This is a genomic window from Telluria sp. RT2P19, assembly GCF_059685725.1.
On sequence record NZ_JCASIL010000005.1, the window covers coordinates 78,678 to 93,146 of the forward strand.

A 14,469-nucleotide genomic window follows, 5' to 3' on the forward strand; every position below is an offset into this window, starting at 1 on the left:
CCTGTCAGCGCGTTTGTTCCAGGCGCCGGAACAACCCTGGATAGCGCACGACCAGGCCGTCGGCATCGGTCTCGATGTCGGCCTGGAAGCGGTCGGACAGGCTCTCGAAGCGATAGCGGCCACCCCCGAGCGCGGTATAGGCCTGGCGCGAACGGATCACGCCTTCGTCGGGCAGCACGATATGGGCGACCCGGATCTCCTGGCGTTCGCGCAGGGCCTCGCCCAGGCGCCGGATCGGCAACGTATTGGTGAACGGCGTGCAGGTGAGGTCGACGTCGATGCAACCGTCCAGCGCCGGCAACGGCGCGCCATCCGCGCCGCGCCAGAATCCTTCGCCATCGGCGTGCAACAGCAGGTGCGCACCGCCGGCCACCTTTACCTCGACCTGGCGCACATGCCAGCGTTGGTCGCAATGCACGGCATAACTGCAGCCGAACGGCGCGCTCCCGGCCAAGCTGGCGATGGCCGGTCCGATCGTCACGCCTTCGGCGATAAGGCCTTGTGGCGTGCAGCGTAGCGCGCAGAATTCGAGCCCGTTGCCCTGTTCGGTGGACCAGCGCAAGCTGCGCTGCATGGAGTTCATGGCTTTTGTTCCTGCCTGACCAGCTTCCACCATAGCGTCTATCGACGCGCATAGTGTGGCGCGCACGCATCAGCGTAGAAAAAACACAACAGTGAGAAAAAATAGATTGCGCGTCGCAACAATGTTAGCGCTATCAAATTTTCAGCTTACTTGCTGAGTGAAAACCGTCGATTGCCTTTGCTGCTGCCGGATGCAAAGCCGCAATGTCGACGCCGGATTACGCTGCATTGCAACATCGATAACGTGTTTACAAAAAAAATTAGGTGAACAACACTTCAAAAAACGCGATGTTAGCGCTAACGGTCTTTCGAGGAGAAACGATGTCAGCATCAAGCGTCAGTACCCCGTCCGCAGTCTCCAGTCCCCTGCGCTGGGTCGTCATGGGCGTCAGCGGATCGGGCAAGAGCACGGTCGGCGCCGCCCTGGCCCAGCACTTCGCCGTCCCCTTCCTGGAAGGCGACGCCTACCACCCCGCCGCCAACGTCACCAAGATGTCGGCCGGAATCCCCCTGGACGACGACGACCGCGCCGGCTGGCTGGATGCTTTGGCGACCGAAATCGGCCAGGCGCGCAGCGAAGGCCGGGGCCTGGTGCTGTCCTGTTCGGCGCTCAAGCGGCGCTACCGCGACCTGCTGCGCGGCGCCGACCCGGCGCTGCGCTTCGTGCACCTGGCCGGCCCGCGTGAACTGATTGCCGTGCGCATGCACGGACGCCCCGGACACTATATGCCGCCGTCGTTGCTGGATAGCCAGCTGAGCATCCTGGAGCCGCTCCAGGCCGACGAGGCAGGCCTCACCCTGGACATCACCCTGGCGCCGACCGCGCTGGTGGAACGCATCACAGCAAACGCCTGACCCGGCCCTGGCACCGAGGTTCGACGAGATTTCAGTAAACCAGCCAGTTGCAAGCTGTCGCGTAGCCCTCCGCAGAGACGGCGCGCTCCCATACAACAAGCATCGAGGAGACATCATGCGTACACCAGTTCAACGGACCCTTATCAGCCTGGCCGTGGCCAGCGTCTGCTGGAGCGTCGGGGCCGCCCACGCGCAGCAGGCACAGCCCGAGCCCCAATCGGAAACCGCCGCCGTCGCCGACGCCACGGCGCAAGCCTTGCCCGTCGAGGCCACACAGACCGCCGCTACGCCCGCCGCGACCAACGAAGCATCGAATGTCGTGCGCATCTCGGGTTCGCGCATCGCCGCGCGCGGCTTCACCATGCCGACGCCGACCACCAGCCTGACCAGCGCCGACTTGGAAAAATCGGCCAAGCCGAACCTGTTCAACACCCTGGCCGAACTGCCGGCCCTGCAGGGCAGCACCGGCCGCACCACCAGCACCAACAGCACCAGCAGCGGCATCCAGGGCCTGTCGTCCCTGAGCCTGCGCGGCCTGGGCACGATCCGCACCCTGACCCTGCTCGACGGCCAGCGCGTGGTCGGCGCCAACGTCACCGGCGTGACCGACGTCAGCCAGTTCCCGCAACTGCTGGTCAAACGCGTCGACGTGGTGACCGGCGGCGCCTCGGCGTCCTACGGCTCGGACGCGGTAGGCGGCGTGGTCAACTTCGTCACCGACAAAAAATTCACCGGCTTCAAGGCCAATGTCCAGGGTGGACAGACCAAGTACGATGACGACCGCGGCGGCACCGTGCAGGCCGCCTGGGGCAAGGCCTTCCTGGATGACCGCTTCCACGTGACGGCCAGCGCCGAGTTCACGAAAGAGAACGGCATCGAGTCTCCCGGCTTCGGCGGCAAGGGCCCGAACGGCCGCACCTGGTACCAGAACCCGGCCTATTCGGTGCGTCCGCTGAACCAGACCGGCGACGGCCTGCCGCAATACCGCGTGATCGAACAGGCGCAGCAATACCAGTACGCGAAGTACGGCCTGATCACCAGCGGCCCGCTGCAAGGCACCGCCTTCGGCCCCGGCGGCACGCCCTACCAGTTCCAGTACGGCTCGAATGGCCAGCCGACCGGCACCGGCGCCGTCACCAATTGCATCAACCCGTTCTGCATTGGCGGCGACTTGAGCGGCAACGTGGGTTCGGGCACCAACCTGGCGATGAACTTCAAGCGCCAGGTGGCCTATACCCGCATGTCGTTCGACATCACTCCCGAACACCAGCTCTATTTCACCGCCAACTATGGCCAGGTGGCGTCGCGCTTCTCGCCCAACCCGGGCGCGGCCAAGAACGCCAACCTGAACATCCAGTGCTCGAACCCGTTCCTGCCGGCCTCGATCGTCGAGGCTTGCGCCCGCAACAACATCACCAGCTTCCAGTACGGCACCTCGAACGCGGTCTTCCCCGAGAACATCGACGTCCAGCCGACCCGCACCCAGCGCCGCTTCGTAGTCGGCGCCGAGGGCAAGTTCGCCCTGTTCGGCAAGGACTGGTCGTACGACGCCTACGTGACCCACGGCGAAAACAAGACCAATCTCGACGCGTTCAACATGACGCTCAACACGCGCTATAACAACGCCATCGACGCGGTGCGCGCGCCGGACGGCCGCATCGTGTGCCGCAATCCGGTGGCCGCGGCGTCGGGCTGCGTCCCGCTCAATATCATCGGCGACAACCCGGCCGACCCGGCGGCCTGGGCCTATATCGCCCCGGCCAACGGCCCGCGCCAGCGCACCACGCAAAGCCAGGACGTCGGCAGCTTCAATATCAATGGCGAGCTGTTCGAAGGCTGGGCCGGCCCGATCTCGCTGGCGACCGGTGCCGAGTACCGGCGCGAGAAATACCGCGTGCGCGGCGACGCCTACGGTAACGGCGTCACCCCGACCTCGCCCAACAACGCCATGTACCCGGCCGACCCGCTGCTCAACACGACCGTTGGCAACAACTGGTACGCCGGTAACTTCCATAACGGCGAAGGCAGCTACAATGTGCGCGAAGCCTATGTGGAGCTGAACATCCCGGTGCTCAAGTCGGCGACCTGGGGCGAGGCCAACCTCAACCTGGCCGACCGCGAGACCAAGTACAGCACCGCCGGCAGCGTCAACAGCTGGAAGCTGGGCGCCACCTGGCAGACCCCGATCGATGGCCTGCGCCTGCGCGGCGTGACCTCGAAGGACGTGCGCGCGCCCAACCTGTCGGAACTGTTCGCGGCGCCGGTGGTGGTCAACAACGTGGTCCAGTACCAGGGCAATACCATCAGCGTCCAGGAACGCACCGTCGGCAACACGGGACTGCGTCCGGAAATCGCGCGCAACAACACCTTCGGCATCGTCCTGAGCCAGCCGAAGTGGGCGCCGGGCTTTTCCGTCTCGGCCGACTACTTCGACATCGAAGTCAAGGGCGTGATCTCGGCGCTGACGATCCAGCAGGAAGTCGACCTGTGCGTGGCCGGCAACCAGGAAATCTGCCAGGCCATGGTGCTCGACAGCCCGGGCAGCAACTACGTCACCCTGCAGAACTTCAACCTCGCCTCGCTCAAGGTCAAGGGCTTCGACCTCGAGACCTCCTACCGGACCGGCCTCGAGCGCTTGAACCTGCCGGGACGCTTCACGTTCCGTGCGCTGGCCACCCGCAACCTGCACTACATCACCGAGTCGGGCGTGGTCGGCACGATCGCGGTGGATTCGGCTGGCTCGAACATGAGCAACACGCCAAAGTGGAAAGTGCTGGCGCAGCAGACCTGGGAAAACGACAAGCTGAGCTTCACGCTGACCGAACGCTGGTTCAGCGACGGCACCTACCGCAACGACTTCATCGAGTGCCAGACGGGTTGCCCGGTATCGACCCTGATCCATCCGACCATCTACAGCAACAAGATGAAAGGTGCGGCCTACCTCGACATCGGCGCCAGCTACAACCTGTCGAAGCAGTTGCAGGCCTACGTCAAGATCGACAACGTGACCGACCGTGCTCCCGAAGCGGCGCCGCAGAACAATGCCAGCTACGGCATCAACCCGGCCCTGTACGACGTGGTTGGACGCACCTACCGGGCTGGCCTGCGCTACGGCTTCTGACGGGAGCCAGCCGTGTGGAACATCGTTTCCGTACTGCTGGCGGTCGGCCTGCTGACGCTACTCATCGCCTGGGGCAAGGTTCAGCCCCTGCTGGCCTTCGTGGCGGCATCGGTCGCGGCGGCGCTGCTGCTCGGCGTGCCGCCCGCAAGGATCCCCGGCGCGATCGAGAAGGGCATCGGCGACCTGCTCGGCTCCCTGGTGGTGATCATCTGCCTGGGCGCCGTGTTCGGCAAGCTGATCGCCGACAGCGGCGCCGCGCGCCGCATCGCCACCTGCCTGGTCGACGCGCTGGGGCCGTCGCGCATTCCGGTGGCGCTGACCGTCACCGGCTTCGTGGTCGGCATCCCGCTGTACTACAACGTCGGCTTCGTGCTGCTGGTGCCGCTGATCTTCTCGCTGGTAGCCAGTTCGGGACGACCGGCGGTAGCCCTGGCGATCCCGCTGCTGGCCGGGCTGTCGATCGCGCACGGCTTCCTGCCGCCGCATCCGTCGCCGGTGGCGCTCGTATCGGCGATCCACGCCGACATGGGCACCACGCTGCTGTACGGGATCGTGGTGGCGATACCGACCCTGATCATTGCCGGTCCCGTGTTCGCAATGTCGCTGCGCCGCATCCGGGCGCAACCGGCAGCGATGTTCCAGGACGGCCGCGCGATGCAGGACGGCGAACTGCCGGGCGCCTTCAACAGCTTCGCCACCGCCCTGCTGCCGGTGCTGCTGCTGGGGGCGACGACGGTGCTCATGATGGCGCGGCCCGACCTGAACGGCAGCCTGTCGTTCCTGGCCAATCCGCTGGTGGTAATGCTGGTGTCCTACCTGGTCGCCATCTACACGCTGGGCCTGGCGCAGGGACGGCGCTTCTCCACCGTGATGCAGGGACCGGCCGAAGCGATGCGCGAGATCGCGCCGATCCTGCTGATCATCGCCGGGGCCGGCGCACTGAAGCAGGTGCTGGTGGAGTCGGGCGTCAGCGCCGACCTGGGCGCGCTGTTGTCGAGCCTTCCGGTGCCGCCGCTGGTGCTGGGCTGGTCGGTCGCCACGGTGATCCGCATCTGCCTGGGCTCGGCCACGGTGGCCGGCGTGACTGCCGGCGGGATCGTCGCGCCGCTGGTGCACAGCTCGGGCGTCGACCCGAACCTGATGGTGCTGGCCATCGGCGCCGGAAGCCTGATGTGCAGCCATGTCAACGATTCCGGCTTCTGGATGTTCAAAGAATATTTTGGCTTGTCCCTGAAGGATACGTTCCGCTCCTGGACCCTGATGGAGACCCTGGTGGGCGTGTTCGGCCTGCTGTTCGTGATGCTTTTGTCGCTGCTTCTACCATAGCTGAGGAAAAGATCCATGATGTCAACAACACCTTCCGTACTTCCCCGCGCTCTGGCACTCTCGTGCCTGCTGGCCGCCAGCACCCTCGTCCCCGCCGCCGCGCTCGCGGCGCCGACGCCATCCGTATCGGCCTACCAGCTCATGCCCGAAGACCCGCGCGCCGTCGTGGTGCGCGCCAGGGGCGACGGCCAGGCCGACGACACGGCCGCCATCCAGCAAGCCCTCGATGCCGCCGCCAACAAGGGCCAGGGCGGCGTCGTGTTCCTGCCTTCGGGCCGCTATCGCATCACCCGTTCGCTGCTGATTCCCCTCGCCGTGCGCCTGTACGGCGTCGGCCCGACCCGTCCCGTGTTCGTGCTGGCGGAGAACACGCCCGGCTTCCAGAAGGGCGTGGCGAACATGATCATTTTCACCGGCGGCGACCAGTACACGGTCGGCAAGGTGCCGATGCCGGTGCCGAGCGCGGTGCCATTCAGCGCCGAGGAAGGCAAGGCGGTCCGCAACGCCAACTCGTCGACCTTCTATTCGGCGCTGTCGAACGTCGACTTCGAGATCAAGGACGGCAACCCGGCCGCCGCCGCGGTGCGCATGCACACGGCCCAGCACTCGAACCTGAGCCACATCGATTTCCACCTGGGATCAAGCCTGGCCGGCGTCTACCAGGTCGGCAACGTGGCCTACAACCTGCGCTTCTACGGCGGCCGCTACGGCATCCTGAGCGAGAAGACTTCGCCGGCCTGGCAGTTCACCCTGATGGACTCGACTTTCGAGGGCCAGCGCGACGCCGCGATCCGCGAGCATGAAGCCAGCCTTACGATGATCAATACCGAGATTCGCGACACCCCGGTCGGGGTCGAGATCGACCGCGGCTACGGCGACTGGTTGTGGGGCAAGGACGTGCGCTTCGAAAATGTCAGCAAGGCGGCGCTCGTCGTCAGCAACGAAGACAACGTCTACACCCAGGTCGGCATGGAGAATGCGATCGCGCGCAACGTGCCGACGTTCGTGCGCTTCCGCGACAGCGGCAAGGCGCTGGCCGGCAAGGGCCGCGACTATACGGTCAGCGAATTCAACTATGGCCTGTTCATCAAGCAGATGGGCGAGCCTGGCACCTTCTCGACCAACTACAAGACCGCGGCCCTGCCGTCGTCGGTGAAGGCGCCCACCCGCGCCCTGCGTCCGCTGCCACCGTCGAAGGAATGGGCCAACGTGCACGCCTACGGCGCGAAAGGCGACGGCAAGACCGACGACACTGCGGCGCTCCAGAAGGCGATCGACAGCAGCCGCGTGGTCTACCTCCCGCTGGGCTTCTATGTCGTCAACGACACCATCCGCATGAAGCCTGACACCGTGATCATCGCCCTGCACCCGGGCCTGACCCAACTCCTGATTCCGAACGGCTCGCCCAAGTACCAGGGCGTCGACAGCCCCAAGGCGCTGCTCGAGAGCGCACGCGGCGGCGAAGGCATCGTGTCCGGCATCGGCCTGGCCACCGGCGAGATCAATAACCGCGCGGTGGCGCTGCTGTGGCGCGCGGGCGAACACTCGCTGGTGGACGACGTGCGCATCCAGGGCGGCCACGGCACGCGCCTGTACGACGGCCGCCGCGCCGACCCGTACCAGAAGGACGCCAAGTTCGACACCACCGCGCATTGGGACCGCCAGTATCCGAGCGTGTGGGTAACCGACGGCGGCGGCGGCACTTTCTCCGGCATCTGGTCGCCCAGCGGCTATGCGCAGGCCGGCTTCTACGTGAGCAATACCAAGACCCCGGGCAAGGTCTATGAGTTGTCGGCCGAGCACCATATCCGCGCCGAGATCGTGCTGGACAATGTGGAGAACTGGGAATTCCTGGCGCCGCAGACCGAAGAGGAAATCCGCGATGGCGCCGATGCGGTGTCGCTCGAGATCCGCAATTCGAAAAACCTGCTGTTCGCGAACTACCACGGCTATCGCGTGACGCGCTCCTACAAGCCGATGCCGGCGGCGATCCTGATCACCAATTCCACCGACATCCGCTTCCGCAACGTGCACGTGAACGGCGAGAGCGGCTTCGCGACCTGTGACGACAATGGCTGCACCACCTATCTGCGGGCCAGCAAGTTCGCCTACGAGAACGCGATCCGCGACGTGAGCAACAAGCTCGAAGTGCGCGAGCGCGAGTTCGCGGTGTTCGACTACACGGGCAAGCAGCGCAAGGCGCCGGCGCAGCTGGGCAAGGTCGACAAGCTCGAAGGCGGCTTCTACTCGATCGCCGGCGCCGCCGTCGATGCGAAAGGCAAGCTGTACTTCGTCGACCGCCACTGGAAGCGCATCTACAGCTATACGAAGGACGAAGGCCTGGTCGTGGTACGCGACGCCCCGCTCGATCCGGTCAACCTGGCGCTCGACGACAGCGGCAACCTGATGGTGATCTCGAACTACGGTCCGCAGGCCAGCGTGTACGCCTTCAAGCCAGGCACGCCCGGCACCGAGATCACGATGATCAGGCCGACGCCGGTGGCTGCGCGCAAGAATGCACGGGTCGCGGTGCCGGTCAACTTCTGGCAGAACGGCGAGTTCAAGGACCAGCTCAACTACGACACCTTCGAATTCACCACCCTGGCCGAAATGTTCGCACGCGACGTCGCCCTGCCGAAGAAGGAAGAGTACGTGTCGCCGGACGGCAGCCTGGTGCTGCCCGCCTACCGCGTGCTGCGCCAGGGCGCGGCGGACCACCTCGGCTGGCGCTGGGCAGATTCGCTGCAGGCCTTCGGCTTCGTCACGGCGCCGGTCGGCCAGCGCGTGGTGTTTACCAACGGTTCCGAGAACCGCACCTTCAGCGGCATCGTCAACCAGGGTGGCGGCATCACCGATCTCAAGCTGCTGGCCAACCGCGGCGGTGAGAGCGCGGCGGTCGGCGCGAACGGCGATGTGTATGTGGCCAACGGCCAGGTATTCATCTATGGCAAGGATGGCAAGCAGAAGGGCCGCATCGATGTGCCGGAACGTCCGCTGCAGCTGATCTTCGGCGGTCTTGACAAGCGCACGCTGTTCATCCTCACCCACCATTCGCTGTACTCGACCCGGATCGCCGATTGATGCGCACCATCCGCATCCTGTGCGCCGCGCTGCTGCTGTCCGGCAGCGCGCTGGCGCAGCAGCCGCCGGCCGCGCCCGTGATCGAGCTCTGGCCCGGTGGCGCGCCCGGTTCGCAGGGCCGCCACAAGGAACCCGAGACGATCAGGGATGGTGTCTACTTCAGCAATGTGCATGCGCCTTCGCTGACGGTGGCCCAGGCCGACCGCCGCCACGCCAATGGCGCCGCCGTGATCGTCGTGCCTGGTGGTGGGCACCGCATGCTGGTGTTCCAGAACGAGGGCATGGTGGCGGCGAAGACCCTGAACCGGATCGGCGTCACCGCCTTCGTGCTGAAATACCGGCTGGCGCGCGATGGCGACTCGGGCTATAGCATCGAGGGCGATGCCGCCGCCGACCTGCGGCGCGCCGTGCGCTGGGTGCGCGCCAATGCGGCGCGGTATGGCGTCGATCCCGAGCGCATCGGCGTGATGGGCTTCTCGGCCGGCGGCGAACTGGCGGCGCTGGTGGCCAATCACAGGGCGCCGCAAGCCGGCGCCGACGCGCTGGACCGCCAGTCGGCCCGGCCCGACTTCCAGATGCTGGTGTATCCTGGGCCGCTCGGCACCCCAGCCACCGATGCGGCGCACGCGCCACCGGCCTTCCTGGTCGCCGGTTCGCGCGACGCCTGCTGCATGCCGCCCACGATCACCCTGTACCAGCAGCTGGTGGCGGCCGGCGTCTCGGCCGAGCTGCACCTGTACGCCGACACCGACCATGCCTTCAATATGGGCCAGCGCGGCGAGCGCGTCTCGCTGCAGCACTGGCCGGACCGGCTGGCGGACTGGCTCGCCGACGGCGGCTGGCTGGTACCGCGCAGTGGACGCAAGCCGGAAGGCGTCCCCGCGCCATGACAATAAAAGGAGACACGATGAAGCAAATGACCCGATCCATCGCCCTGGGCGTCGCCATGATGGCATGCACCGTACCGGACAGCCTGGCCGAAGACCAGTTCAAGCTGCTGGTGCTGGCCACGCCCGGGAAATACCACTACGAGTACATTCCCATCGCGCGCGACAACCTGGAGCGCCTGGCCAAGCTGCATGCGTTCGGCCTGACCTACACCAACAAGACGCAGGTATTCGAAGGCGACCTGAAACAGTATGCCGCCGTGATGTTCCTGAACACGCCGGGCGAGGAGCTGAACCCCGCGCAACGCGCCAACTTCGAGCAATACATGCGCGGCGGCGGCAATGCCGTCGTGGTGCACCGCGCGGCGATCGCCAAACCCAACGACTGGGTCTGGTTCGAGAAGATGGTGGGCCGCACGGTGGGCCTGCATCCCAAGCTGCAGACCGGGGTGGTCACGGTCGCCGACAAGAGCTTCCCCGCGACTTTCGGCCTGCCCGGGCGCTGGGTCTGGAGCGACGAGTTCTACACGTTCACGAATCCCTACGATGTCAGGATCAACCCGGTGCTGAACGTGGACGAGTCGAGCTACGACCCGACCCTGATCTGGCCGGGGCAGACCGTGAAGGGCATGGGCAAGGACCACCCGATCGCCTGGCACCACCAGCATGAGAAGGGCCGCGTGTTCGTCACCACCCTGGGGCACAACGGCGAGATGTACCGTGATCCGCAATACCTGGGCCACCTGCTGGGCGGGATCTATTGGGCGGCGACCGGGCGCGGACAGCAGCGCTGATCCGTTCCGCGTCAGCCGCCGCCAGCCCCAGCGTCAGGCTGCTGAAGGTCAGGGCCAGGCCCGGCAGGCACAGGACGACCACGTCCCACCGCGGACGCGTGCGCGACGTGGCGGGCGTTCCGGGGGGCCAGAGCGGCTGTCGTTCGCCGGTGCTGCGCAATCTGGATCGCCCCGAAAATAAACCGAATGTGTTTATTTATGGGAAGGATTTATACTGACATCCTTTCGCAGTCCTTCCCATCGAACGCCGCGCCATGCCCCCCCTTCACGCCCCACCTTCCGCAATCGATCCCGCCAACATGCCGCTGCTGCGCAGCGTCGGCTCGAACCAGGTCGGCATGCGCGAATATAACGAACGGGTCGTGCTGCAGGCGATCCGCACCCACGGCAGCCTGCCCAAGGCCGAAGTGGCGCGCCTGACCAAGCTCAGTACGCAAACGGCGTCGGTGATCATCAACCGCCTGCTGGAAGAGAAACTGGTGGTCAAGCGCGACGCGGTGCGCGGCAAGGTCGGCCAGCCGTCGCAGCCGATCGCGCTGAACCCGGAAGGCGCGTTCTCGATCGGCATCCAGATCGGCCGGCGTGCGCTGGACGTGGTGCTGCTCGATTTTACGGGCGCGCTGCGCTGGCAAGCTTCGACGCCGTATGCCAGCCCCGAGGTGGAACACGTCTTCGCCACCATCGATGCGAAGCTGCGCGAGGTGGACGAGTTCCTCGGGCCGGGACTGGCGCCGCGCCTGACCGGCATCGGCCTGGCCGCGCCGCTCACGCTGGGCACCTGGCACGGCCTGGAAAGCCTGCTGCCGCAGGACGCCGAAGCGTGGCGCCGGGTCGACATGCGCATCCGCCTGCAGGCCATGACGCCATTGCGCGTCGACTTCGCCAAGGACACGATCGCGGCCTGCGTGGCCGAACTGGTGGCCGGCCGCGGGCGCAAGCTGAAAAGCTATCTGTACGTGTTCGTCGACACCCTGGTCGGCGGCGGCCTGGTGATCGACGGCGAGCCGCACAGCGGCCAGTTCGGTAACGCCGGCGCGATCGGCTCGATGCCCTTGGGCCTGGCGGGCACCGAAGAACGCGGCGCCGCGCCGCAACTGCTCGGCGCGGCGTCGCTGGTGCGGCTCGAAGAGATGCACGCCCAGGCCGGGTTGGAACCGCTGGCGTTCAGCGATGACCGCCTCCTGGACGGACCGTGGGAAGCGGTGACCCTGCAATGGATCGAAGAGGCTGCCAATGCGATCACCTTCGGCGTCACGGGTGCGGCCTGTCTGCTCGATCTGGATGGCGTGATCGTCGATGGCGCGGTCAGCAGGGACCTGCTCGAGCGGCTCATCAAGGCGATCCAAGAGCAGATGACCCGTTATAGCTGGCAGGGCACCGAGCGGCCGCTGGTCATGGCCGGGACGATCGGGATCACAGCCAAGGTCATCGGTGCGGCGTATCTGCCGCTGCATGCGAACTTCGCGCCGGCGCATGGCTTGTTCCTGAAGGCGGCGCGGCGCTAGCGAGGCGTGCGCTGGCCTGGATCGGTTCTCGCTACAGTATCGGCACCACCACGACGGGGGCCATCATGTTGGCGAATATGGATGCGACCGCAACAGTCGGCGTACGCGATATGGCTGCGGCAAAAGAATTCTATGGCAATGTGTTGGGACTGACGCCAGTCAACCACGAAGGCGACGGCGACGGGATGCTGCTCTACCGCAGCGGGAGCACGCGGGTGTTTGTCTACCGCTCCGATTACGCCGGTACGAACCAGGCCACCGGCATTACCTGGGACGTGGGCGACCAGCTTGTCGACATCGTCGCCGCGCTGCAGGCCAAGGGGGTGCGCTTCGAGCACTACGATATGGACGGCATGCAACGCGATGGCGATATTCATATTGCCGGCAACATGAGGATCGTTTGGTTGAAAGATCCTGACGGGAATATCTTGAATATCAACGGTACCTGAGCTGTCTTGCTGGTAGTCCGACAATCAAACCACGGCAGCGCTGAACGACTCTGGCCGTCGTGCAAGCAGTTGAGACAGCCGTTGCAGACCCGCCTGCAAGCGTCCACGGTCCTTGATGCTGCCCAAGGAGATCCGAATCGCATTCACGGTGCCGGTGTCTGTGGCGAATGCCTCCGCCGGGGTGACGGCGATGCCCTCGTCGTCGGCTGCCCGCGCCAGCTGCGAAGAGTTCCAGTATGCCGGCAACTCGAGCCATACATGCAGGCCGTCACCACAGCCGCTGTACCTTCCCGCCAGGATATCCCGCGCCATCCGGTGGCGCAGGCGCGCTTCGCTGCGTATGCCTTCCATCAAACGATGAGCCGAACCGTCGAGGATCCACTGCGTGGCCAATGCGGCCGTCAGCGGCGCGACCATCAGCGCAAATGACCTGAGCGCGACCAGGAAACGCGCGCGTTCGTAGGGGTCGCGTACGAGCACGAAGGCGACACGCAAGCCGGGTGTCAGGCATTTCGACAGGGTTGAGATATAGGACACCTAATCCGGGGCAAACGTGGCAATCGGCGGCGGCGGGGCATCGGCAAGGAGCCAGTAGGGGTCGTCCTCGACGATGCGTACATTGCAGCGCTGCGCGATGCTGGCGAGCTCCCTGCGCCGGCGTTCCGGAATGGTGATGGCGGTCGGGTTCTGTAATGTCGGATTGAGGTAGACCAGTCCGCTCTTGTGCTGGCGGCACGCTGTTTCCAGCATTTCGGGCACCATCCCGTGCTTGTCCGCTTCCACCGTGACAATGCGCCGCCCAAACTGCGTGGCTGCGGCGCGCAAGCCGGGATAAACCGTTGGCTCTGCCAGGATGACATCGCCTGGCTCCGTCAGCGCGAGGATCAATGCGGCGATCGCCGCTTGCGCCCCCGGACAGACGACAATCTGGCCAGGATCGAGTTGTCCAAACATCGGTTCGAGCCATGTGGCGCCCGCCTTGCGGTCGGAGTCGCTTCCCCCGCCCAAGTGGTAAGTCATCAGCAATTCACTATTTGCCCTCATCAGTACCTGGGACAAGCCTTGTTTCAAGATGTCGTCGAAATCCACGCCATCCGGCGGTGGTGGGGTATTCATGCTCAGGTCGAGGACCGACGTCAATTCGACTTTCGGCGCCGCGACATACGTGCCGCGCGCGCCGCGGCCCTCCAGCAAGTGGCGGCGCCTGGCTTCGTCGTATGCGCGCGTGATCGTCGTCAGGTCGACATCCAGCCGCGCCGCCAACTGGCGCTGCGGAGGTAAACGGTCACCCGGTTTCAGCGATCCGTTCATCACCGCCGCCTGCAACGCATCGGCAATCTGCAAAAACCGCGGCCCGCCGTGCGCAGCCAATCGCGGCGACCAGATTGGCACATCGTCATCTTGTATGGTTCTCAACTGGGACATTTTGTCTCAATGTATGGAAATTGCTTTTGAGTAGAATGCCTCAGAACGTGCAGCAACACCATTCTTGCATGGCAGTCGCTGACGTTTTCTCCTCTCCCACCTGCATTCGGCAACTCACAGCCTGGACATACTCAAATGATGGAATGGATCCCTGTAGTCTTCGTTACGTTCAAGGGTCTCGTGTTATGCACGGGCATGTACTTCGCCATCAAGTGGCATTACGACCAAGGGAAGAAGGACAAGGATAGGAAGCAGGAGAGGCGCGCGGTGCTGCGTGCGGGCGGCAAGGTGGCCGCCGCCTTCGTGCTATTGCTTGTGGGCCTGGGGTTCGTCACCTTCTTCCTTGCCAGGATGCTCGGCCTGGACTTGACATTGCCTTGATGGCATGGAATCGTCGGCCGATATCCGGCTTGTCGATCGAGGACTCGTACTCTTCAGGTTTTT

At 65.3% G+C, this 14,469-nt stretch carries 10 protein-coding genes and 1 pseudogene; 9 read left to right on the top strand and 2 right to left on the bottom strand.

Annotated features, from left to right (window positions below; all coding sequences use genetic code 11):
* Positions 1-4 precede the first annotated feature (4 nt).
* Positions 5-583, bottom strand: a complete 579-nt coding sequence (locus AC56KW_RS08535) for a putative glycolipid-binding domain-containing protein (protein WP_497170308.1) — start codon at positions 581-583, stop codon at positions 5-7.
* A gap of 320 nt (positions 584-903) precedes the next feature.
* Here AC56KW_RS08535 and AC56KW_RS08540 point away from each other — a divergent pair, with 320 nt between their 5' ends.
* From AC56KW_RS08540 to AC56KW_RS08575, 8 genes are all read left to right on the top strand, one after another.
* Complete coding sequence (locus tag AC56KW_RS08540) at positions 904-1,437, top strand: gluconokinase (protein WP_497170309.1); 534 nt, start codon at positions 904-906, stop codon at positions 1,435-1,437.
* 115 nt (positions 1,438-1,552) lie between these two features.
* Positions 1,553-4,558, top strand: coding sequence for a TonB-dependent receptor plug domain-containing protein (locus AC56KW_RS08545; RefSeq protein ID WP_497170310.1), 3,006 nt, complete (start codon positions 1,553-1,555; stop codon positions 4,556-4,558).
* A 12-nt stretch (positions 4,559-4,570) separates the two neighbouring features.
* Positions 4,571-5,884: a gluconate:H+ symporter gene (locus AC56KW_RS08550; protein WP_497170311.1), complete on the top strand. Its 1,314-nt coding sequence runs from the start codon at positions 4,571-4,573 to the stop codon at positions 5,882-5,884.
* 15 nt (positions 5,885-5,899) lie between these two features.
* Entirely contained in the window at positions 5,900-8,965 is a 3,066-nt protein-coding gene (locus tag AC56KW_RS08555; RefSeq protein ID WP_497170312.1) for a glycosyl hydrolase family 28-related protein, read from the top strand.
* Positions 8,965-9,855, top strand: coding sequence for an alpha/beta hydrolase (locus AC56KW_RS08560; protein ID WP_497170477.1), 891 nt, complete (start codon positions 8,965-8,967; stop codon positions 9,853-9,855). Before AC56KW_RS08555 ends, AC56KW_RS08560 begins: the two co-directional genes overlap by 1 nt.
* Positions 9,856-9,872: 17 nt before the next feature.
* A complete protein-coding gene (locus AC56KW_RS08565) occupies positions 9,873-10,646 on the top strand; it encodes a ThuA domain-containing protein (RefSeq protein ID WP_497170313.1) in 774 nt (257 codons plus the stop codon).
* A gap of 254 nt (positions 10,647-10,900) precedes the next feature.
* Complete coding sequence (locus tag AC56KW_RS08570) at positions 10,901-12,151, top strand: ROK family transcriptional regulator (RefSeq protein WP_497170314.1); 1,251 nt, start codon at positions 10,901-10,903, stop codon at positions 12,149-12,151.
* A 77-nt stretch (positions 12,152-12,228) separates the two neighbouring features.
* Positions 12,229-12,600, top strand: a complete 372-nt coding sequence (locus AC56KW_RS08575; protein WP_497170315.1) for a VOC family protein — start codon at positions 12,229-12,231, stop codon at positions 12,598-12,600.
* 24 nt (positions 12,601-12,624) lie between these two features.
* On the opposite strand, the pseudogene AC56KW_RS08580 reads toward AC56KW_RS08575, so the two are convergent.
* A pseudogene (locus AC56KW_RS08580) lies at positions 12,625-14,025 on the bottom strand (aminotransferase-like domain-containing protein).
* Positions 14,026-14,160: 135 nt separating this feature from the next.
* Here AC56KW_RS08580 and AC56KW_RS08585 point away from each other — a divergent pair.
* Positions 14,161-14,406 carry a hypothetical protein gene (locus AC56KW_RS08585; RefSeq protein ID WP_497170316.1) on the top strand — a complete coding sequence of 82 codons (246 nt, stop codon included), beginning with the start codon at positions 14,161-14,163 and terminating at the stop codon, positions 14,404-14,406.
* The last annotated feature ends 63 nt before the right edge of the window (positions 14,407-14,469 follow it).